The organism is Actimicrobium sp. CCI2.3 (genome assembly GCF_035019065.1).
GTDB lineage: Bacteria > Pseudomonadota > Gammaproteobacteria > Burkholderiales > Burkholderiaceae_D > Actimicrobium.
This window is the reverse complement of sequence record NZ_JASJWR010000023.1, coordinates 1-21,970: the sequence shown is the minus strand read 5'-3', so window position 1 is coordinate 21,970 and position 21,970 is coordinate 1. Positions and strand designations below refer to the sequence as shown.

17 protein-coding genes are annotated in these 21,970 nt (G+C 56.5%); all 17 read left to right on the top strand.

Features of this window, described 5'->3' with window-relative positions; all coding sequences use genetic code 11:
- Positions 1 to 409 precede the first annotated feature (409 nt).
- The 17 genes from QN370_RS13510 (at position 410) to QN370_RS13430 (ending at position 21,900) form a co-directional block, all read left to right on the top strand.
- Positions 410 to 688, top strand: a complete 279-nt coding sequence (locus QN370_RS13510) for a hypothetical protein (RefSeq protein ID WP_322128200.1) — start codon at positions 410 to 412, stop codon at positions 686 to 688.
- Positions 689 to 755: 67 nt separating this feature from the next.
- The gene (gene cpaB, locus QN370_RS13505) at positions 756 to 1,742 is read left to right on the top strand and encodes a Flp pilus assembly protein CpaB (RefSeq protein WP_322128199.1); all 987 of its coding nucleotides are present in this window, start codon (positions 756 to 758) and stop codon (positions 1,740 to 1,742) included.
- Positions 1,743 to 1,807: 65 nt separating this feature from the next.
- A complete protein-coding gene (locus QN370_RS13500; RefSeq protein WP_322128198.1) occupies positions 1,808 to 3,712 on the top strand; it encodes a type II and III secretion system protein family protein in 1,905 nt (634 codons plus the stop codon).
- Between the two features lie 13 nt (positions 3,713 to 3,725).
- Positions 3,726 to 5,483: an ATPase, T2SS/T4P/T4SS family gene (locus QN370_RS13495; RefSeq protein WP_322128197.1), complete on the top strand. Its 1,758-nt coding sequence runs from the start codon at positions 3,726 to 3,728 to the stop codon at positions 5,481 to 5,483.
- On the top strand, positions 5,480 to 6,352 hold the full coding sequence (locus QN370_RS13490; RefSeq protein WP_322128196.1) for a type II secretion system F family protein: 873 nt from the start codon (positions 5,480 to 5,482) through the stop codon (positions 6,350 to 6,352). The genes QN370_RS13495 and QN370_RS13490 overlap by 4 nt, the downstream gene beginning before the upstream one ends.
- An 11-nt stretch (positions 6,353 to 6,363) precedes the next feature.
- Positions 6,364 to 7,278: a type II secretion system F family protein gene (locus QN370_RS13485; RefSeq protein WP_322128195.1), complete on the top strand. Its 915-nt coding sequence runs from the start codon at positions 6,364 to 6,366 to the stop codon at positions 7,276 to 7,278.
- Between the two features lie 35 nt (positions 7,279 to 7,313).
- A complete protein-coding gene (locus QN370_RS13480) occupies positions 7,314 to 8,204 on the top strand; it encodes a hypothetical protein (protein ID WP_322128194.1) in 891 nt (296 codons plus the stop codon).
- A 1,057-nt stretch (positions 8,205 to 9,261) separates the two neighbouring features.
- Positions 9,262 to 10,926 carry a circadian clock protein KaiC gene (gene kaiC, locus QN370_RS13475; RefSeq protein WP_322128193.1) on the top strand — a complete coding sequence of 555 codons (1,665 nt, stop codon included), beginning with the start codon at positions 9,262 to 9,264 and terminating at the stop codon, positions 10,924 to 10,926.
- A 52-nt stretch (positions 10,927 to 10,978) separates the two neighbouring features.
- Positions 10,979 to 11,281 (top strand): circadian clock protein KaiB, encoded by a 303-nt coding sequence (kaiB, locus tag QN370_RS13470; protein WP_322128192.1) that lies wholly within the window; start codon positions 10,979 to 10,981, stop codon positions 11,279 to 11,281.
- Between the two features lie 9 nt (positions 11,282 to 11,290).
- Positions 11,291 to 11,635, top strand: a complete 345-nt coding sequence (gene kaiB / locus QN370_RS13465) for a circadian clock protein KaiB (protein ID WP_322128191.1) — start codon at positions 11,291 to 11,293, stop codon at positions 11,633 to 11,635.
- Positions 11,632 to 14,205, top strand: a complete 2,574-nt coding sequence (locus tag QN370_RS13460) for an EAL domain-containing protein (protein WP_322128190.1) — start codon at positions 11,632 to 11,634, stop codon at positions 14,203 to 14,205. The genes kaiB (QN370_RS13465) and QN370_RS13460 overlap by 4 nt, the downstream gene beginning before the upstream one ends.
- Before the next feature lie 586 nt (positions 14,206 to 14,791).
- Positions 14,792 to 15,973 (top strand): methyl-accepting chemotaxis protein, encoded by a 1,182-nt coding sequence (locus QN370_RS13455; protein ID WP_322128189.1) that lies wholly within the window; start codon positions 14,792 to 14,794, stop codon positions 15,971 to 15,973.
- Between the two features lie 26 nt (positions 15,974 to 15,999).
- Positions 16,000 to 16,377 (top strand): response regulator, encoded by a 378-nt coding sequence (locus QN370_RS13450; RefSeq protein WP_322128188.1) that lies wholly within the window; start codon positions 16,000 to 16,002, stop codon positions 16,375 to 16,377.
- A 15-nt stretch (positions 16,378 to 16,392) separates the two neighbouring features.
- Positions 16,393 to 16,695, top strand: a complete 303-nt coding sequence (locus tag QN370_RS13445) for an STAS domain-containing protein (RefSeq protein ID WP_322128187.1) — start codon at positions 16,393 to 16,395, stop codon at positions 16,693 to 16,695.
- Complete coding sequence (locus QN370_RS13440; RefSeq protein ID WP_322128186.1) at positions 16,692 to 18,854, top strand: chemotaxis protein CheA; 2,163 nt, start codon at positions 16,692 to 16,694, stop codon at positions 18,852 to 18,854. The genes QN370_RS13445 and QN370_RS13440 overlap by 4 nt, the downstream gene beginning before the upstream one ends.
- Positions 18,855 to 18,925: 71 nt before the next feature.
- Entirely contained in the window at positions 18,926 to 21,367 is a 2,442-nt protein-coding gene (locus QN370_RS13435; RefSeq protein WP_323581735.1) for a methyl-accepting chemotaxis protein, read from the top strand.
- Positions 21,368 to 21,381: 14 nt separating this feature from the next.
- The gene (locus tag QN370_RS13430; RefSeq protein WP_322128184.1) at positions 21,382 to 21,900 is read left to right on the top strand and encodes a chemotaxis protein CheW; all 519 of its coding nucleotides are present in this window, start codon (positions 21,382 to 21,384) and stop codon (positions 21,898 to 21,900) included.
- Positions 21,901 to 21,970: the final 70 nt, after the last annotated feature.

Genomic DNA, 21,970 nt, shown 5'->3' with positions numbered 1-21,970 from the left:
CTGGCGCGGCGGTTCTGCCATCTCCTTTTTTCCTGCCGATTTATCTCCCTCCTAATGACCAGTTGTTGATCGAACTATCGCTTGCTTACAACATTAATTTGTCGCCGTGAAAACAGTTTCTTTGACTTATGAAAATGGCTCATGGAAACGCCCATTTAGTTTGAAGGGCAGCTGGCAGCGAGGTGACGCGTGTTGCCATGAGCGCGCATTGCGTCATGAGTGACTCTGAGGAACAGGCACGCCAATGAGGCAAATGGCGGATGTGGAAGACGTCCATTTCACGCCATTTTTTGCCAGATTTCGCCATGAGCAACTACACAACTACAAAAAAAATTACCTGATGGCGGGTCCGGGAAGTTGGGTAAATTGACATCTTTCCTTGTTAATCCAACTAGTCAGGAGTCACCCGATGAAACACCACCACACCCCCGTCATCCACCGTGCAACTGGCCAGGGAATGACTGAGTACATTGTGATCGTTGCGCTTGTAGCCGTTGCTGCGATTGCGGTTTACCAGTTCTTCGGGCAGACGATCCGGAGTCAGACTGCGGGCATTGCGCAGGAGCTATCTGGGAAGTCTGCCACTGATGCGATCAAGGACGCACAAACAGCTGCTGACGCGTCCTACGAGCAGGGGAGAAAGAAAAAAGGGCTGTCTGCTTACGACAACGATGTAGTTCGCAACTAGTCATTTATATATTTATATCGTTAGCAGTCTTTCCGAAATTGATTATCCAATCTCCCTCTGCCCAACCATGAAATTCCCTTCCTTCGGCAACGCCAGACCCGAAAAAACCTGGCTAGTCCTCGGCGTCGCCCTGACCATCGGCGTCGGCGCAGCATTGCTGGCACGCAGTTTTTTGAGTGATCAGATTGCCAGCATCGAAGCGCGCGGCAAGGGGCCGACGGTGCCGGTTGTCGTCGCCAAGGGCGATCTGAGCAAGGGCACCGTGCTCAGCGCCGATAACGTCGCCGTCCGTCAGGTACCCCGGGAATTTGCCCATTCTGCCTCGGTGCTGCCGGAGCAGTTTCCCCGTATCGACGGCCAGCCGATTGCCTATGGTCTCAAGTCTGGCGAATCGGTCATGTGGGGACTGATGGAAGGCAAAAAAGTGCCGACGTTTTCGGCGCGTGTCGATGCCGGTCATCGGGCGATGACGGTGCCGGTCGATGAAATCAACTCGATTTCCGGGTTGCTCGAACCCGGCGACAGCATCGACCTGATCGTCTCGGTCGACCACGGCGGTAAAAAGATCACGTTCCCGCTCTTGCAAGCAGTCCAGGTGATGGCCACCGGCCAGCGCGCGGTCGACGATCCGCGTACCGGCGAGCGTCGCCAATTCAGTACCGTGACGCTCGACACCACACCCGAGCAGGCACAAAACGTCATCGTCGCGCGCGAAGCGGGCAAGCTCACTGCCTTGCTGCGCAATCCTGCCGATCACGCGCCGATGGCGGGCACCCGTGGCGACCTTGCCGCGCTGCTCGGTTTGCAGCCCGAGCGATTCCGTCCGGACCGCACGATTCCCGTGTTGTACGGCGGTGGCGGAAAGCTGGCCCCTGAATCGCTGAAGTTGGGCGGGCAATCCGTTGCCGAAATCAATCCGCTGGCTGATCCGATGCAGGCTGGCCTCGATACGCTGCAGAAAATGAAGCAGTCATCATCGATGTCAGCTGCACCAGTAGTCCCGGCACCAGCAGCATCAGCGACGCGGACCATTGCGCCACCCGCGCACCCCTGACCATGCCGACCATCCTGCGAGCCCAGTTTTCCGACGGTCTTCACATCAAATAAAAATCCCCTGCCATGACCAGTTCCCTCCACACGGGCCGGGACGCGCTGCGCGCGTTACCTGTTCGCTTTTCCCCCGCATCGTCGCCTTCTTGTGCCGGTCACGACATCGTGACGTTTTCTCGCTGGCGCATCGTCGCTGGCGGGTTCAGCCTGTGTGCGGGCCTGACGTTGCTTCAGGTTCATGCGCAAGGGGTGGTTCCGCTCACGCCTGTCGTGCCGACTACAGCCGTTGCACCATCGAGCCGCGCGGTCGCGGAGTCCGTGGCATCGGTGCCAGCGATTCCCTCGACGGCACCGAATCCTGTACCGGCGACGGCGGCCTCCGACAGCACGCCGCCTGATGGGACGACGTCATCGGCGCTAGCTACGAACGTCGCATCAGCGGCGGTGCCACGCAACGGTTACGCCGTGCAGCTCAAGCCCACCGTGCGCCGCCCGTCAGCGGTGACAAAACCGTATGCACCGATTATGCCGCAAAACGATCAGAGCCTGATCCCGGAAATCGAACTGTTCGTCGGCGAGTCGCGGGTCTTCCCGACTCCCGGAGTGGCACGGATTGCCGTTGGTAACGGCCAGATCATGTCGGCCGCCGCACTCGATGAAAAGGAAGTGATCGTCTTCGCCAACGGCGTCGGTACCTCGTCGCTATTCGTCTGGAATGCCGATGGTCGCTACCAGCGCGTCAAGGTCAGCATCGTGCCGGGCGACACCACGCGTATTGCCCGTGAAGTGACCGCCTTCCTCAAGACGATGCCCGGCACCCGCACATCGATCATCGGTGACAAGGTCATCATCGAGGGCGACAACCTGTCCGATGTCGAGCTGGCAAAAATCGACATGCTTGAAAAGCGCTATCCGCAAATCATCAACTTCACCAACCAGCTCGGATGGGAGCCGATGGTGATGCAGGATGTGAAGGTCGTCGAATTTCCGACCAGCGAATTGCGGGACATCGGTCTCAAGTGGGGCAGTGTCGGCGGGGCAGCGATAGGCGCGATCTGGTCGCCGGGACGGCGCGGTACCGACGGTCCTTACCAGATCAACATCGAGAGTGCGAACAGAGCGCCGATCTCGTCGCCGGAAGGCAGCGGTATGCCACTGATGGTGCCGGGCGGACTCAACGTCCTCAGTGCGCTCAATCTCGGTCTGAACGCGCAACTCAATTTGCTGGCGCAACAAGGCAAGGCCAGCTTGCTGGCCCAACCGCAGTTGTCGGCGCGCAGCGGGACCAAAGCCAGTTTCCTCGCCGGTGGTGAATTTCCGTATTCGGTGGCGACGATCAATGGGGTGACCGTGCAGTTCAAACCCTACGGCATCAAGCTCGACATCCTGCCCAAGGTTGACCGCAACGGCGTCATTCGCGCCACCATCGATGCCGAAGTCAGCAAGATTGATGCATCAATCAGTACCGTTGCCGGTCCGGGGCTGCAGACGCGCAAGACCAAGACCGAATTCAATGTCGTCGCTGGCGACACCATTGTGCTGGCCGGCATGTTGCAGTCCGATAACAGCACCAGCATCGACAAGGTGCCCTTGCTCGGCGACATGCCGGTGCTAGGTGCCTTGTTCCGGTCCAAGCGTTTTGAAAACAAGGAAACCGAACTGGTTGTCTTCGTCACGCCGACTCTGGTCGATAGCCGCAGTCCGGCCTTGGTCGAACGCATCGAGCGCACCACTGGCGAGCTAAAAAATAACCTCGGCAAGCAGCCCTATCTGGAGACGCCAGCGACGATTCGCTTGCCAGCGCAGGGCAGAGTCGTAGAGCCAGGATTGCCCATTGTCCCGGTATCCGTGAACGAACCCGCGCCACCGCAGCCACCACCAGCTCCTCAGCGCATACCGATCCAGCCAGGCGTGTCGCCTCGATTGCCGGCGCAATCGACGGACAGCACACCCTTCGGCATGTCGTCCCACTAAGCCCGGATTCATCATGCTCCACATCAAAATTATTGACCCGGATGGCTCCATCAGCACGCTCGAGGCGCCTGCCGATTGCGGCATCGGTAAATCGCGCCAGAATGAAATCCGTCTGGCGAACTGGCGTATCGCCCAGGATCATGCACGCTTGATGACCACGCCGTCCGGCATCATGATCCAGTGTCTCGGGGCTTACGGTGGCGTCAGTGTCAACGGCGAACGCATTGATGTCCATGCCGGTCCGCTGCACAGGCACGACCTGATTGGGATCGGTCCGTACCGGTTGCAGGTTGCGCCATTGGTATCCGACAGCGAACCGGTAGCGGCAACCAGGTCCGCCAGGTCCGCCAGTTCCGCACACAATGGCGCGGCGACGTCCGAGCAGAATTCTCCAACCGAGACCGGCACCACCCTGATGCCGGCCGGTGCGCTGGTGTTGCATGCGACCGCCAATCCGGCGCAGCGCGAACTGGAGTTCGAGTGGCGACGTCGCCTGCATGCCGAATTGTTGCAGACGATGGATCTGCGTCGCCATGATGTCTCGGCGATGTCCGACCAGCAATTGCGACACGATACTGATGCATTGATCCGGCAAATCATGGTGTCCCGCGACGCCGATATTCCGAGCGAGCTCGATCGCGACCTGTTGCGTCAGCAAGTGCTCAACGAAGCAATCGGCCTGGGTCCGCTGGAGGACTTGCTCGCTGATGATCAGGTCAGCGAAATCATGGTCAACCGCTACGATGAAATTTACGTCGAGCGGGCCGGCCGCTTGCATCGGCATCCGCTGGTCTTCACGGGCGAACGGGCAGTGCTGGGCGTGATCGAACGGATTGTCGCGCCACTCGGCCGGCGTATCGACGAGTCCTCGCCGATGGTCGATGCGCGGCTCAAGGACGGCTCGCGCGTCAATGCCATCATCGCGCCGCTGGCACTCAAGGGTGCCACGCTGACGATACGCAAATTTGCCCGTCGCAAGCTGACGGCCGACGACCTGGCCCGGGCCGGATCGATCAGTGCCGCGATGGCGGAGTTCCTGCGCATCTGTGTTGTCGGACGCAAGAATATTGTGGTTTCCGGTGGCACCGGTTCTGGCAAGACCACGCTACTCAACATCCTCTCGAACTTCATCCCCGACCACGAGCGCGTGATCACGGTCGAGGATGCGGCCGAACTCAAGTTGCACCACGCGCACCTGATCAGCCTTGAGGCGCGGCCCGCCAACGTCGAAGGCAAGGGTGCCGTCACGATCCGCGACCTGGTGCGTAATACCTTGCGGATGCGACCGGATCGCATCGTCGTCGGCGAGTGCCGCGGTGCGGAAGCGCTCGACATGCTGCAGGCAATGAACACCGGCCATGAAGGATCACTGACCACGCTGCATGCCAACACGCCGCGCGACGGACTGGCCCGGCTCGAAACCATGGTGCTGATGGCGGGGATGGATTTGCCGTTGCAGGCCATCCGCGAACAAATCAGCTCGGCCGTCGACATCATCGTGCAGCAGACCCGTTTTGCCTGCGGCACCCGCATGGTCACCAGCATCACTGAAATTACCGGGATGGAAAGCGGCAAGATCCTGTTGCAGGAATTGTTCCGGTTTGCCAGTCAGGGTGTCGACAGCAAGGCCGGCAAGGTGCGCGGTTACTTTACCGGTTGCGATCTGGTGCCGACTTTTTACGATGAGTTGCGCGCCGCCGGCATCACGCCGGACCTGTCGATTTTCAAGCCCGACGTGACACTGGCGTCGGCACCACGGGATATGGCATGAGCGCGGCGGGCAGTCAGAATCTGCTGGTCGTGGCCATCAGCGGGGTGGTCTGTCTGGCGGCGGCTTTGCTGAGCTGGGTCCTTCTGAAGGAAGGCGGCGCAGCGATGCAGCGCTATCGTGCCGGCTTTACCGATCGCACCCGCTTTCAGGCCCGGGAATTTTTTCTGTTCATTGACCCGGCCAAACTGTTTGTTGCCAACCTCAGCGTGATGTTGCTGGGTGGTGTCATTGCGTGGCTGCTGACCGGCAGCGCTTTGCTGGCTTTGCCGGTATTTTTCGGACTGGGCTTGCTGCCGCGTGCGCTCTACCGCTGGTTGCGGTCACGCCGGCTACAGCAGTTTGATGCGCAGCTGCCCGATGCTCTGCTGATGCTCTCCGGCGGTTTGCGCGCCGGCATCGGTCTCAATGCCGCGACCCAGCAACTGGTGGCCGAATCACAGCCTCCGCTGGCGCAGGAATTTTCGCTGATGCTGCGCGAACAGCGCCTCGGCGTCACGCTGGAACACAGTCTGACCAATCTCAGTCGACGTATCCCGACGACGACGACCACACTCGTCGTATCCGCCATGCGGATTGCCGCAGAGACTGGTGGTGGTCTGGCCGAAGCGCTGGAGCGCACCTCGCAGACGGTACGCAGCCGATTGCAAATGGAGGGCAAGATCGATGCGCTGACTGCGCAGGGCAAGCTGCAGGCCTGGGTCGTCGGCATGCTGCCGCTGGCATTGATGGCCATCCTCAATAAAATGGAGCCGGAGTCGATGAGCTACCTGTGGCACAGCCAGATCGGCTGGGCCACGCTGGCCGTGATTGCCTTCCTTGAAATCATGGGCATCGTCCTGATCCGCAAGATCGTGGCGATCGACGTCTGATGATTTCCGCCTTGTCCCATTCTACGGTGACCTTTTTGCTGGCGCTCGCCGTCGGGTTGTCGGTCGCACTGATCGGCTGGCTGGTGGGCCGGTCTGTGGTCGAGGTGCCGCCCGAAAACCGTGCCTACAAGGATGCGCCGCCGCTGGGTTTCCGGCTGGTGTGGTGGCCGATCCAGTGGGTCAGTCATCACCTTGTCCAGCTCGGCATCACCTCATCCGATGACAAGTCGTGGTTGCGGATACGTCGCGCCGGACTCGATTACATGCTCACGCCGAGCCAGTTTCTTGCCGCCTGCCTGTTGACCATGAGCGTTGCCGCTGCGCTGTGCTGCTGGTTGCTCTTCACGCTGGCAAGTCTGCGGGTCGGCGCGCAACCGTTGGGCATGGTCGCCTATGGCGAAGCGGCGTTGTCCGGCATGGTTTTGGGCTGGGCCCTGCCGCGCTTCTGGTTACATGACCGCATCGCATTGCGCCAGCGCGAAATCCTCAAGAGCCTGCCGTTTTTCCTCGACATCGTCACCTTGTGCGTCGAGGCCGGACTGAACTTGCAGGGGGCATTGAGCCAGGCGGTCGACAAGGGACCGCCGGGTGCGTTTCGCGAAGAGTGTCAGCGCGTGTTGCGCGATGTGCGTGCCGGCAAGGCCCGTGCCGAGGCGTTGCGTGCGATGGCCGAGCGCTTGCGCGAACCCGGCATCACCAGCTTCGTCACGTCCGTCATCCAGGCGGAAAGCATGGGGATGAACCTGGGTCCGGTGCTGCGCGCACAGGCTGACCAGCGTCGAACGGAACGTTTTCAGCGCGCCGAAAAAAAAGCGCTCGAAGCGCCGGTAAAACTGCTGTTGCCGCTGATCGCCTTCATTTTCCCATGTACGTTTGTCGTGCTTTTTTTTCCGATCGTGATGCAGTTCCTGCATGCCGGATCGTGATCACTCGCACGATGAGTTTTCCATGAGTTGATGTCATGACTGCGATTTTGTTTCTTGTAAATACCATCCGGACACTGCGACATCGACGCAGCACGCCGTCGCCGTATCGCCAGCGCGGTGTCGGCCTGCTCGGTGTCACGTTTGCCAGCGTCCTCGTTATCCTGTTCGGCATGGTGATTGTGCAATTTGGCATGCTGTATGTTGTGCGGCATCACTTCAATCATGCGGTATTCATGGCGGCCCGAGCCGGGGCATCGGCGCACGCGAATATTGAGACGATCCAGCAAACCTATATCCACGCACTGGTGCCACTGGTCGGCGGTGGCCAAAGCATTGACGAGTTGATCGCTGCGAGGATCAGGGCAAAGGATGTCGTGACCGGTCGCAACGATGGCGGTGACAATCCGCATCGCAGTTATGCCCGTATTGTTCTGGAAAATCCCACACCGGAGAGCTTCTCGAATTGGAATAGTCCGCTCTTGCAATACACCATCGGCGGCGGCAGTCGGGTGATTCCGCACACTGGCCGGGGATTGCACGCCTCGGATAGTCGCAGCTTGTCCAGCCAAAGTTTCCGTGAAGCCAACCTCATCAGGCTACGCGTCATTCAGGGATATCAGCCAACCGTCCCATGGATGGGATGGCTTTATCTCCGTTACCTCGCCATGCAGGACAATCATCGCGATCCGACTTATACCGATTTGCTCGGCAGAGGGTTGATCCCGCTGGTGACTACGGTCACGTTGCCGATGCAATCGGATGCGATTGAACGCCTGACCGTTCCGCACCCCGTTGTGAGTACCTGCACACTGGCCAATCATCCGGAGGGGTGTATGCCTGCGAGTTGCCAGTCGAGCGAAGTCCGGTGTGATCCGGCCTGCAAGCAGACAGCGCGATGCAGCATGCCGGATATGCCGGAAAACTGAACCGAGAAAAAATTAACTTACCAGAAGAATCCAGAAATAATAATAAACAAGTCACCGTGAAGAATATTATTTCTGAATGGTTAATTATTTTTTCCTTCTTGTTGGGTGAAATTTAATCGAATCATCTGGGTGATGACAAGTCAAACCACCCACTCCTAATCACAGATTAGGTCATCAATAAACCCACATGGTCGTTACTGGTGGCGGTACGCACAAGTCGCACCGCATACTGCCTGACGGCAGTACTCGTAGTCGCATGCACCGAGCTGTTCAGGGAGGCGCAGCGTAACGATCAGGTCGTCTAGTCCAGCGCGCAAATAATCGGCAAAGTCAGAAATAACCGTGGAAAAAAATCATAGTTGAATGTACGCAATAAAAAACGCACTGTCAGTAGATTATTTATGTTCGGTGTCAAGTCGCAAGTGGACGTAGTTTGTTATTAATCAAATCAACTCTTAACTTCGGTAGATTGGCTCAAAATGGCAGCGTGCGAGCCTCTTATTACGTCCGAAATTACTTGACCATAGCACCCGCACAGTCGAATAATTGGTGAGATTTTTTTAGGTGTTGGCATTGCCAAATTTTTTTATATTAATAATAATAAACTTTAATCTTTGATTGCATTATTTACGATACGAAATTATCTTCATACACATATTTAACTCGTTAAGTTTTTGTAATTATTAGTGATTTTATCGTTATCCTAATAGTACTGGAGTAATCAGATCGTTCTTAACTCATTGTTTCAAAGATAGGAAGGTTATTCTCTTTTGAAAAGTGTACGGGAATGGAATTTGATACAAAATTTTTACCTCGGATCGGGCGAGAAAATGCAAATTCCTCGCTCGTTTATTCCAGTGGCTACAGAAAGAAATCGATGCTGGCCAGTTTGATGGCTGACGCATTTTCAAACAGATAAATACGATGAAGCCGGAATATTGAATTCAGTCACCGCGGCACTAACCCATTGCAGGATCAGACGGGCAAACAGAGAGACACCATGACTCAACCCAGGCCAGCAAATAAACCCAAGCCAGTCCCCCTATCCCGGCCTCAATTGCTCAAAGCGCCGACCGGTATTCAGGGACTTGATGAAATCACCGGCGGAGGCTTGCCAAAAGGCCGTCCAACTCTGGTGTGCGGTAGCGCCGGTTGCGGCAAGACCTTGCTGGCGATGGAGTTTCTTGTACGCGGCGCAATTGAGTTCGATGAGCCCGGGGTGTTCATGGCTTTTGAGGAAACGACCAAAGACCTGACCTTGAACGTCGCTTCGCTGGGTTTTGAGCTCGATAGTCTGATTGCTGACAAAAAACTGGTGCTGGATTTTATTTATGTCGAGCGCAGCGAAATCGAGGAGACCGGCGAATACAATCTGGAAGGCTTGTTCATCCGTCTCGGGCAATCGATTGATGCCGTCGGCGCGAAGCGCGTGGTGCTTGACACCATTGAATCTCTTTTCGCAGGCCTGCCTAACCCGCTCATATTGAGAGCGGAGTTGCGCCGCCTGTTCCGCTGGCTCAAAGAAAAAGGCGTCACAGCAGTTATCACGGGCGAACGTGGCGACGAGACATTGACGCGCCAGGGCTTGGAAGAGTATGTCTCGGACTGCGTGATCCTTCTCGACCATCGGGTGAGTGATCAAGCATCCTCACGTCGCTTGCGCGTGGTCAAGTATCGCGGGTCAACGCACGGTACCAACGAGTATCCCTTCCTGATCGATGAAGACGGCATCTCTGTTCTCCCCGTCACCTCGCTCGGCTTGCAACATGTCGTGACGACCGATCGCATTCCGACCGGCGTTGCGCGCCTCGACGCGATGTTGGCCGGAAAAGGCTTTTTCCGGGGCAGCAGCGTGCTTGTCTCAGGCACGGCTGGCACTGGCAAGAGTAGTATTTCGGCCCATTTTGTTGACGCCGCCTGCCGCCGTGGCGAGCGCGCCTTATATTTTTCTTTCGAGGAATCCCCCAGCCAGATCATGCGCAATATGCATTCGATAGGGATCGACCTTGAGCGTTGGGTAAATAAGGGACTGTTGCGTTTTCAGGCGACCCGCCCCGCGTTTGCCGGTCTTGAAATGCAACTAACGATGATGCACAAGGCAACGGTCAGCTTTGCTCCACAGGTCGTGGTCGTCGATCCGCTGAACGGCTTCATCATCGGGAGCAATACAACCGAAGTGAAGTCGATGCTGACGCGGCTCGCGGATTTCCTGAAGACGAAGCAGATCACCAGCATGTTTACCCAGTTGATTTCGAGTGGCAGGGCCCAAGAGGGCGTCGACATGGCCGTTTCTTCGATGATCGACACATGGCTGCTGCTGCGTGACATTGAAATCGGTGGCGAACGCAATCGAGGCTTGTCTGTTATCAAATCGCGTGGCATGGCGCACTCGAACCAGGTACGCGAATGTCTGCTGACCGATCATGGCGTGGAATTATGTGAGGTCTATGTCGGCGCAGGCGGCGTGCTGACAGGCACCGCTCGCAGAGCGCAAGAAGCGCAGGAACTGGCCTTGAAATTGACGCGCAAGCAGGAGATCGAGCGCAAGCAAATCGAGCTGACAGCGTCGCGCCGGGCGCTGGAAGCGCAAATTGCAGCGCTGCGTGCCGAGTTCGATGTGCGGGAAGCCGGGTGGATGAAAATCATTACCCAAGAACAGGCGCAAGCGACACAGTTATTACAGGAGCGCGAAGAAATGGGGCTGAGTCGAGGAGCGGATTAATGAGATACGAATAGAAAAAAACAGCAATTTCGCATGAAACGGAAACGCCTCCATGGAAGATAAATTAACCCAACCCGCAGAGTGCTATCTGTTACGGCTGTATGTCGCAGGACAAACGCCAAAATGCATGCAGGCATTTGTCAATCTGAAGAAAATCTGCGAAGAACATCTGGCGGGAAAATACCAGATCGAAGTCATCGATTTACTGGAAAATCCGACGCTGGCAAGCGGCGATCAGATCCTTGCCATCCCGACACTGGTAAGGAAACTGCCTGAACCGGTGCGTAAAATTATCGGCGACCTATCCAATAGCGAGCGCGTTTTGATTGGCCTCGACCTGAAGTTCAAGCAATAGGAAAAGATCATGTCGAACAAAAATCTTATTGATTCAACTGCAGCGTTTGAGGGCGCGCAAAAAGATTCAAAGAATGAAAACTATATTCTGCGCTTATATGTTGTCGGCACCTCGCCGCAATCAGTGCGCGCGATCAACAATATCAAAAGTATCTGCGAAGAACATTTGCGAGGTCGCTACGAGTTGGAAGTCATCGACCTTTATCAACAGCCGCAACTGACACAAGGCGAGCAGATCATCGCTTCGCCCACTTTGATCAAAAAATTACCCCTCCCGCTGCGTCGCATCATCGGTGATATGTCGAACGAAGAACGGGTGCTGGTGGGGCTTGATCTGCTTCCGAAGCGAAAATGACAGGCAAATCCGTCAGCGCACTGATCGCTGAAAACGAAGCGCTTCGGGTGAAATTGGAAGACAGCGAAGAAATATTGCACGCTATTCGCAGCGGTCAAGTGGACTCCCTGGTGATTATGGGCGACGCAGGCGAACAGATATTTACGCTCCAAGGGGCGGACCAAGCCTATCGGATATTGGTCGAAAACATGAGCGAAGGTGCGCTGACAGTCAACCCCGACGGCATGATTATTTACGCTAACAAGCGCTTTGCCGACATGCTGAAAGTGCCACTCGAGAAAGTGATCGGTACCTCCCTCTACCTCTGGATAGCGTCAGGCAGTCAACAAATTCTTCGATCCCTGCTGGCCATGGGCGCGGGTAACAACAGCCGCCGGGAACTTCACCTTGTTGCCAGCGATAATCTCGAATTGCCGACGCAAGTTTCCGCCAGCTTCCCGGCCATTCAAGGTGTAGACCATGTTATTTTTTTATTGGTGACCGACTTGTCGGAGATCAATGAATTCAAAAAAAGAGAGCAGGAACTCACACGCTCTGCGAGCGTATTTACCAATGCCAGCGAGGGTATCCTGATCACCGATGCGTGCGGAAATATCGTCGATGTCAATGCTGCCTTCACCCGTATTACCAGCTATACGCGAGAGGAGGTTCTGGGAAGGAACCCAAAAATCCTCGGCACCAGCCGCCAAGACAAGCAATTTTTCACTGTACTGTGGGGAGATCTGAAAGAGAAAGGACACTGGTCTGGAGAGATTTGGAACCGCCGCAAAAACGGCGAGATGTATGTCGAAATGCTAAAAATAAGCGCCCTGTGCGACAACAACGGCACCGTCTTGCAATATATCGGCATGTTTTCCGATATCACGGCGATGAAAGAGCATGAGAAATACCTTGAACATACCGCTTACTATGACTCGCTGACCAATTTGCCCAACCGTGTGCTGCTCTCTGACCGGATGCAACAAGGCATGGTCCAGTCACTGCGGCGCGAGCGACCGCTGGCGGTCGTGTTTCTCGATCTTGATGGCTTCAAGGCGATCAATGACAAGCATGGCCACGCGGTAGGCGATAGATTGCTGATCACTTTGTCCTCCCGCATGAAAGCCACCTTGCGCGAAGGGGACACGCTCTCAAGAATAGGCGGTGACGAGTTCGTTGCCCTGTTGCTTGATATCGATAACATCGCCGGTTGCGAACCGACGCTTAAGCGCCTGCTTGCAGCAACTGCGCAAGCCGTGCAAATCGACAATCTTGTACTCCAAGTCACGGCCAGTCTGGGTGTGACGATTTATCCGCAAGAGGCAGATATTCAAGCGGATCAACTCGTCCGTCAGGCTGACCAGGCGATGTATCAGGCAAAAATTACGGGTAAAAACCGCTTCTGTGTCTTTGACCCTACATTGGATACGTCCCTTCGGAGTTACCACGTTAGTTTGGAACGCATTCAGCGAGCGATCATTCACCGCGAATTTGTCCTCTATTACCAACCAAAAGTGAATATGCGCACGGGAGTAGTCATCGGTGCAGAAGCGCTGATCCGCTGGCAACATCCTGAAAAAGGACTGTTGCTGCCCGCAGAATTCTTGCCCCTGATAGAAGACCATCCGCTGATTGTGGAACTGGGAGACTGGGTGATTGATAACGCACTGATGCAGATAGAAATATGGGCTGCGCATGGCCTGTTCTTATCTGTGAGTATCAACATCAGCGCCCGTCAATTGCAACAGGCAGGTTTTGTCGATCGGGTGCGTAGCCTGCTTGCAGCGCACCCGACAGTTATCCCCGGTTTTCTTGAAATGGAGATACTTGAAAATAGCGCGCTACAAGATCTGATCCGGGTATCTCATGTGATTGATGAATGCAGGACATTGGGCGTTTTGTTTGCTCTGGACGATTTCGGCACGGGCTATTCATCGCTAACTTACCTGAAACGCTTGCCGGTCAAATGGCTCAAAATTGACCAGAGCTTCGTACGCGATATGCTCGATGATCCGGACGACTTGTCCATATTGACGGGCGTGCTGAGCTTGGCTCAGGCTTTTCGTCGTGAGGTGATCGCCGAAGGCGTGGAGACAGTGGCGCATGGTGCAATGCTGCTGCAACTCGGTTGCGAGCTGGCGCAAGGTTATGGAATCGCACGCCCCATACCGGCAGCAGCGCTGCCCGGCTGGGTGCTCAACTGGCGCAATGAACCTGCGTGGAATAATCTGCTCCCCGTTATTCACGCTGATTTGCCTCTACTTTTTGCCAGCACCGAGCATCGCGCCTGGGTCGCTACGATTGAAAGTTTTCTCAGGGGCGAGCGAGTAGCGCCTATGCCGCTCGATCACCATGCCTGCCGTTTTGGTGCCTGGCTGGATGCCGTGCCCACTGCGCGCCATGAAATGCAACCGGTTATCAAAGCCATCGCACCATTGCATTTGAAGATACATGACATTGCGGCAGAACTCCTGGAGCTTCATAGCCCGAGCCAGAACACTGAGGAGCTTGCAAGGGTAGCTGAACTTGATCAGTTGATGGAGATGTTGCTCGAGCAACTGATATTGCTCAATGGAAGTTCTGCGCCTTAATCCACGAAAATTTCAAGATTCTGGATTTCTTAAGCGTCCTGGCATTTTCGTCCGTCCCGGCGCTGCACGCCATCGTCCCTGCTCTAAACGTCAATCCGGAAGATCAGCTCATTTTTTAAATTATTAAAAAACCTAGAGTTAATATCTCATCTTCATGGACTTTATGTCTATGTCAGAAATACTTTATACAAAATAAATGTAAAAAGTGATTGGGTAACTCAATAACAAAAAAGCGATTTTTTTCTAACCTTAAAAATAAGCTTTATGCAGATTTTTTTTCTGAAGAAATCTTCATTCCAACACCATAAAAATAATTTCCCAATAGAATTATATGCAATAAAAGAATGATGATATTTTAATAAAAAAAGATTATTGGTCGAGAATATTTTTTAATTATTTGTGACTAAAGTTTTCCAAGAGAAACATTCTTATTATTTTTTGGTGGTTCAATTAATTATTAAAAATTAATAGCAGTTCTACGCATGAAATGGTGTAACGTCCAATCCAATTTTATTTGGTTTCTTCGTTATCAGGCACTGAAGCCTCTTTATCACCATTATAAAAAATGCGCCACGCCGATTCTGATATGTTGTCTTCTCACTTGTCGTCCACGTCAGGTCGACAAGACCCTCTCGCCAGCAGTCACCGGCTGCTGGCTTGCTACGGGTTATCTTTTCTTGCGGTTTGTTTTTCCGGTTTGCCCTTGTTGCAGCAAGGCGGGACGTGGCAGATTGTCGCTGCCATCGGTGTGTTGCTTACTTCAGGCGGGTGTTGCTGGTTCGCGTACGGTCTGGCAAGTAGTGGCCGGAATGACGTCGAACAATACGATGCTGAGCAGGAATCGGCTACCGGCTTGTACGATCTGGCCGGCTGCGTCGTCCCGGTCTGGCAACGCCATGTGGTATCAGTCAAATCGCAAACCGAAGACGCCGTGGTGCAACTGGTGAATAGCTTTTCGTCCATCGTCACTCAGTTCGACAAGGCTGGCTTTGGCGACCAGCGGCACGCGGGGGCAAGTGGTCCGTCGACGATCAATTTACTGGCAGTGTGCGAGCAGGAACTTGCGCCGGTGGTGGTCACGCTCGAGCAGATCATCGCGAGCAAGGACACGCTGTTGAACAGCGTGCGGGCGCTGGCCAGCGAGACCCACCAGTTGCGTGACATGGCCGAGCAAGTCAGCCTGATTGCGGCCCAAACCAACTTGCTCGCCATTAATGCAGCCATTGAGGCAGCGCGTGCCGGTGCGGCCGGACGCGGGTTTGCGGTGGTGGCGACCGAGGTACGCAAACTGTCGCTGATGTCGGCAGAAACCGGCAAAAGTATCGGCGACCGGGTGCGCAAGATTGGCGTCATCACCGACAAGACCCTGCAAGGCGCTGCCGCCGCAGCCGACAGCGATGCGCAAGTCATCACCGTGGCCGGCAACAAGATCAAGGACGTGCTCGACCACGTCCGCAAGCTCGGCGAGTCGGCTGAAAGCATGCGCTATCAGGGCACGATCATTCGGTCCGATGTCGAAAACCTGCTGGTGAGCCTGCAATACCAGGACCGTATTTCACAGATTCTGTCGGTACTCGACGATGACATGTTGCGCATGCGTCAAGCGCTCGCGGATGACCAGACGTCCTTGCCAACGCCGCAAGCCTGGATGGCGGTACTCGACAGCACTTACACGATGGAAGAAGAGCGGCATGGCCACGTGCCGGCCAAGCGCCGGACGATCGGGCGACCGGCCGCCGGTACGGATGACGAAGTAACTTTTTTTTAAACAGTAACGACCCGGAGCGGTAACCAATGGCAAAGACCATATTGATTGTTGATGATTCGGTCAGCTTGCGCAAAGTCGTGGCGATTGCGCTGACCGGTGCCGGGTACGAGGTGATCGAGGCCGGGGACGGACTCGATGCCCTCGACAAGCTGGCTAAGCTCAACGGCAAGAAGGTGCACCTGATCATCAGCGACGTCAACATGCCACGCATGGGCGGACTGGAGTTTGTCCGGCAGGTCAAAGCCAACGCCTCCTACAAATTTACGCCGGTGATCATGCTCACGACCGAGGGCCAGGACAACATGAAAGAACAGGGGCGTTCTGCCGGTGCCAAGGCCTGGATTCTCAAACCGTTCAACCCGCCGCAAATGCTCAACGCGGTTGCCAAACTGATTCTTCCCTGACCCCAAGGAGCGACGATGAACCCCGTGATGATCACGATTGCCGGTGAACTGACGATTTATCAGGTGGCAGAGACCCGTTCGTTGTTGCAGCGTGCACTGACCGACCATGACGGCAGCGATCAACTGATGCTGGATCTGGCTGGCGTGACCGAGTGCGACGGTGCCGGCCTGCAATTATTGCTCGCATTTTCGCAGGCGGTGTCCGCACTCGGTACCGACCTGGTGTTGTGCTACGTCGCGCCATTTCTGGCCGATTTGCTGGGCGAATACGGTCTTGGCAGCCGGTTTGCGGAGTACGCACCGACGGTTGCAGCATGAGCACGGCGGGGAAGTATGACGAAGCATTGACGCTGTTTTTTGATGAGGCGCGCGAAATGGTGCAGCAAATCGAAGAGGCATTACTGTCCCTGGAGCAGGAACCGGGCAATACTGAAATTATCAATGCCCTGTTTCGTGCAGCCCACACGATCAAGGGATCGGCGGGCATATTCAGCCTGGACCGTGTGGTCCTCTTCACTCATCAGGTCGAAAGCGTGCTCGAACGCGTGCGAAGAAATGAACTGAACATCGACGGCAAGCTGAGCGAATTGCTGTTTAAAAGTTGCGACATGATGGCGGCACTGCTGGCCGAGGCCGAGCAACCGATCCACCCGCCCGAAGCGCTGGCACAACTCGATCGGGATGCTGCCGGACTGGCCGGTCAGCTCGCCGCTTATCTTGGACTTATGCCCGGTGCCGCCGCGCTGGCGGAATCCACTGCGCTCGTGACGGAGGCGGATCTCACTGAACACCACTGGCATATTTCGCTGCGATTTGGCAAGGACGCCTTTCGCAACGGCTTCGATCCGCTGGCCGTGATCCAGTATCTGAAGACCTTGGGGTCCATCGTTGCGCTCGCAACGATCGACAATGGCGTGCCCGAGTGGGCGTTGTTCGATCCGGAGTCTTGCCATCTCGGCTTCGAACTATCGCTGCGCTCCGGCGCATCACGGGCCGACATCGATGGGGCTTTTGAGTTCGTGCATGACGACTGCGTGGTTCGGATCATTGCGCCGGGCTGCAGCATGCCCGATTTTGTCGCGCTGATTCAGGCTTTGCCGGAGGAGCGCCGGTTGGGCGATATCCTCGTCGATTGCGGTGCCGTCACCCGTCAGGCGCTCGACGAGGCACTGCTGCGGCAGGAGTACGGACTAACCGCGCCGCTTGGCGAAATCCTGATCGCGCAACAGCAGGTGGCACCCGAAGTCGTCGATGCCGCGCTGTGCCGGCAGTCGAAGTCACGTGATGCGCGCAGCGATGATGCCCGCTTTGTCAGAGTGCCGGCCGACAAGCTCGACGAACTGATCAATCTGGTGGGTGAACTGGTGATTTGCGGCTCCAGCGCCAGCCTGCAGGCGCTGAACCTGAACGATACCGACCTGATCAGTACCACCCAGCAAATGAGTGGTCTGGTCGAAGAAATTCGCAATGGCGCGCTGTCACTGCGCATGGTGCAGATCGGCGAAACCTTTGCCCGCTACCGGCGTGTCGTGCGTGATGTCTCCGGTGAACTGGGCAAACAGGTGCAACTGGAGATCGACGGTGCCGAGACCGAACTCGACAAGTCGGTGGTCGAAAAAATCGGCGATCCGCTCATGCATCTGGTGCGCAATGCGCTGGACCACGGCATTGAACTGCCGCAGGTGCGACTGGCCGCCGGTAAGCCCGCCGCCGGCACCATCCGGCTCTCGGCACAGCACGAGTCGGGCAATATCCTGATCCGAGTCAGTGACGACGGTCGTGGCCTTGATGGTGAAAAACTGCTGGCCAAGGCACTGCAGTCCGGTCTGGTGGTCCCTGGCCAGGTCCTGACCGAAGCCGACAAGCTGAACCTGATTTTCGCACCCGGCTTGTCGACTGCCGAGACCGTCACCAACCTGTCCGGTCGCGGCGTCGGCATGGATGTGGTGCGCAAGAACATCGAGGCGCTGCGCGGTTCGATCAGTCTGCACAGCGTCATCGGGGAGGGCACGCTGATCGAAATCCGCTTGCCACTCACATTGGCCATCATCGATGGATTTCTGGTGCGCATCGGTGACAGTTCGTTCGTCATTCCGCTCAATGCGGTGGTCGAGTGTATCGATGCCGACGAGTCGCGCTTGCACCTCCATCATGGCGCGGCCGGTCGCATTGAACTGCGCGGCGGCGTGCTTCCCTTCCTTGATTTGCGTGCGGTGTTTTCGATTGCCGGTACGCGCTCGGCCAAGCGCAGCATCGTCGTCGTCCAGAGCGAAAGCGGCCGTTCCGGTTTGCTGGTCGACCATTTGCTGGGCGAATACCAGACCGTCATCAAGCCACTCGGCAAGCTGTTCCAGAACCTGCGGGGCATCAGCGGTTCGACCGTACTGGGTTCCGGTGAAGTGGCATTGATCCTTGATGTGGGCGCAATGGTGAAGCTGGCAGCGGTCAAAAAGAATGAAGAAGTCGTCGTGAAGTAATCGTCATGGAGTAAAGCAGCAGCAACGCAGTCAGGTGCAGGTCAGGAACCACAATCCAACAGGGGAACAGGATGTTCAAACGATTCGGTATGGCAGAAAAAACAGGGGTGGCATTGTTGGTGCTGGTGGTGCTCGGGCTGGCGCCGGGTTTCATGGCGGCAGGCGCAGCCGCCTTCGGCGTGCCGCAAATCGTGCTGGTGCTGGCTGCTGCCGTGTTGTTTGCCTGGTTGAACAGCGCCCAGCGCGACGAACTCAAGCAATCGGTCGTGGTGGCGCAGGCGCTCGCGCAGGGCGATTTTTCCGTCACTGCCAGCGCCGGTGAGGATGCGGTCGGTGTGCTGGGCAAGGCGCTCAATGACGTCGGACAGTCGCTCAAGCGCTTGCAGTCAGGCCAGCAACTCATGGCCAACAAACATGCCGAAGGATGGATTGACGAGCAGATCGATAGCACGACACTGACCGGCAACTACAAAGCCATTGCCGACCTCATCAACCAGCTCGTACGGTCGCATATCGATGTGAAAATGCAGATCGTCACCATCATCACGGCCTATGCGAAGGGCGATTTTTCGCGCGACATGGACCGGTTGCCGGGCAAGAAAGCCACCATCACCGCCGCCCTCGATCTGACACGTGACCAGATGCGCCAGAGCGCCCGTGACTCGGTGATTAACTCACGTATCCGGATGGCGCTTGATGCGACGTCGACCTCGACGATGATCGCCGATGCCGATGGCGATATCGTCTACATGAACGGTTCGGTGACGGCCCTGCTCAGTGAAGCCGAAACCGAAATCCGCAAGGACTTGCCGCAGTTTCGCGCCAGCGACATCATCGGCGGCAGCTTCGACCGCTTCCACAAAAACGTCTCGCACCAGCGCAATCTGCTGGCACATCTGCACGGTACGCACCGGGTTGATATTAACGTCGGTGGTCGTGTCTTCGGGCTGACCGCGACCCCGATCATCGGTACAAAAAATGAGCGTCTGGGTACCGTCGTCGAATGGAAAGACCGGGCGGCAGAAATCGCTGCGGCGGCGGAATCGATGGGCAATGCCCGCATCAAGCAAGCGCTCGACAAATGCTCGACCTCGGTGATGATCGCCAATGTTGAGGGCAATATCATCTACATGAATGAATCAGTCACCAGCATGATGAACAGCGCCGAAAACGATATCCGCAAGGACTTGCCGCAGTTCCGTGTGCGCGAAATCGTTGGCGGCAGTTTCGACCGTTTTCACAAGAATCCTTCGTACCAGCGCAACATGCTCGGCGCCTTGCGCAACACCTACCATACCGAGATCAAGATCGGCGGCCGCACGATGGCACTGGTGGCCAGTCCGATCGTCAATGCCGCCAACGAGCGGTTGGGTACCGTGGTCGAATGGAAGGACCGCACTGCCGAAGTGGTGGTCGAAGGCGAGATCGCAAACGTGGTGCAAGGCGCGGCCGAGGGCAACTTCAAGCATCGGATTGATGCTGCTGGCAAGGATGGTTTTTTTGCGGTGCTGGCGGGCGGCATGAACAAGCTGATGGATACCAGCGAAGTCGGACTCAATGAAGTGGTGCGCATGCTCAAGGCCCTGTCGACCGGCGATCTGTCGCAGCGCATTACCCGTGAGTATGCGGGCACCTTTGGTGAGCTCAAGGAATACTCGAACACCACCAGCGAGCAACTGGCCAGCATTATCGGCGATGTCCGCAATGCCGCCGATGCCTTGACCTCGGCGTCCGAGCAAGTCAGTTCGACCGCGCAAAGTCTGTCGCAATCGGCGTCCGAACAAGCCTCCGGTGTGGAGCGCACCAGCAGTTCGGTCGAACAGATGTCGGCCTCGGTGGCACAAAATACCGAGAACGCCAAGGTCACCGACGGCATTGCCTCGACCTCGGCCAAGGAAGCGGTCGAGGGTGGCGACGCCGTCACGCGCACGGCCGAAGCAATGAAACAGATCGCAGCCAAGATCGGCATCATTGACGACATCGCTTACCAGACCAATCTGCTGGCACTCAATGCGGCCATCGAAGCCGCGCGTGCCGGCGAACACGGCAAGGGGTTTGCGGTTGTCGCCGCCGAAGTGCGCAAGCTGGCCGAGCGCAGTCAGGTCGCTTCAAAGGAAATCGGCGAACTGGCCATCACCAGCGTGACGATGTCCGAGCGTGCCGGCAAGTTGCTCGATGCGATGATTCCATCGATTCGCAAGACCTCCGACCTGGTTCAGGAAATCACTGCCGCGTCCGAAGAGCAGACCACCGGCCTGTCGCAGATCAGTACCGCCATGAGCCAGCTCAATCAGGCCACGCAACAGAACGCCTCCGCCTCCGAAGAGTTGGCGGCGACGGCCGAAGAGATGTCCGGTCAGGCCGAACAATTGCAGCAATTGATGGAATTTTTCCAGATCGCCAGCGCCGCCAAGGAGCGTGCGTCGAAAGAGCCGATTCGCAAACTGAGCGGTGCCAGTACCGGACGCAAGTCGGCAGCGCTGGTCGATGAATCGCATTTCAAACGTTTCTGAACGGAGGTGTGCGCATGCAAACTTCCCTGTCGCAAGGCGCGCCTGAGGTTGCCGACGACGCCAAGGTTCAGGCCAGGCAGTACCTGACCTTTTCGCTCGGTCGGGACTTGTTCGCCGTCGGCATACTGGTGATCAAGGAAATCATCCAGTACGGCCAGTTGACCACCGTGCCGCTGATGCCGGCCTTTATTCGCGGCGTCATCAATCTGCGCGGCGCGGTGGTGCCGGTGATCGATCTGGCATTGCGGTTCGGCGGCGCGGCGGCGCGGGTCGGCAAGCGCAGCTGTATCGTGGTGCTGGAAATTACCCATGATGGCGAATCGCACGATATCGGCATGCTGGTCGATGCGGTCTCGGCAGTCGTCGATATCCCGCTTGCCGAAATCGAAGCGGTGCCGGACTTCGGTACTGAAGTCCGGTCCGAATTCATCGAAGGCATGGGCAAGATCGACGGTCACTTCGTGATCATTCTGGATGTCGCGCGTACCTTTTCACTGACGGAATTGGCCAGTATCGATGTGATGGCGGCCTAGCAGTTTGTCGGACTTCAACCCACGGCATGAATCGTCGTGGGAAAATTCTAGGTATCCACACCAGCGCTTT

Coding starts and splice junctions, on each gene's coding strand:
- QN370_RS13495 (WP_322128197.1), top strand. CDS start 3,726: ATGCTCCACATCAAAATTATTGACCCGGATGGCTCCATCAGCACGCTC.
- QN370_RS13440 (WP_322128186.1), top strand. CDS start 16,692: ATGAGCACGGCGGGGAAGTATGACGAAGCATTGACGCTGTTTTTTGAT.
- QN370_RS13500 (WP_322128198.1), top strand. CDS start 1,808: ATGACCAGTTCCCTCCACACGGGCCGGGACGCGCTGCGCGCGTTACCT.
- kaiB (WP_322128192.1), top strand. CDS start 10,979: ATGGAAGATAAATTAACCCAACCCGCAGAGTGCTATCTGTTACGGCTG.
- cpaB (WP_322128199.1), top strand. CDS start 756: ATGAAATTCCCTTCCTTCGGCAACGCCAGACCCGAAAAAACCTGGCTA.
- QN370_RS13480 (WP_322128194.1), top strand. CDS start 7,314: ATGACTGCGATTTTGTTTCTTGTAAATACCATCCGGACACTGCGACAT.
- QN370_RS13510 (WP_322128200.1), top strand. CDS start 410: ATGAAACACCACCACACCCCCGTCATCCACCGTGCAACTGGCCAGGGA.
- QN370_RS13430 (WP_322128184.1), top strand. CDS start 21,382: ATGCAAACTTCCCTGTCGCAAGGCGCGCCTGAGGTTGCCGACGACGCC.
- QN370_RS13490 (WP_322128196.1), top strand. CDS start 5,480: ATGAGCGCGGCGGGCAGTCAGAATCTGCTGGTCGTGGCCATCAGCGGG.
- QN370_RS13460 (WP_322128190.1), top strand. CDS start 11,632: ATGACAGGCAAATCCGTCAGCGCACTGATCGCTGAAAACGAAGCGCTT.
- QN370_RS13450 (WP_322128188.1), top strand. CDS start 16,000: ATGGCAAAGACCATATTGATTGTTGATGATTCGGTCAGCTTGCGCAAA.
- QN370_RS13435 (WP_323581735.1), top strand. CDS start 18,926: ATGTTCAAACGATTCGGTATGGCAGAAAAAACAGGGGTGGCATTGTTG.
- kaiB (WP_322128191.1), top strand. CDS start 11,291: ATGTCGAACAAAAATCTTATTGATTCAACTGCAGCGTTTGAGGGCGCG.
- QN370_RS13445 (WP_322128187.1), top strand. CDS start 16,393: ATGAACCCCGTGATGATCACGATTGCCGGTGAACTGACGATTTATCAG.
- QN370_RS13455 (WP_322128189.1), top strand. CDS start 14,792: ATGTTGTCTTCTCACTTGTCGTCCACGTCAGGTCGACAAGACCCTCTC.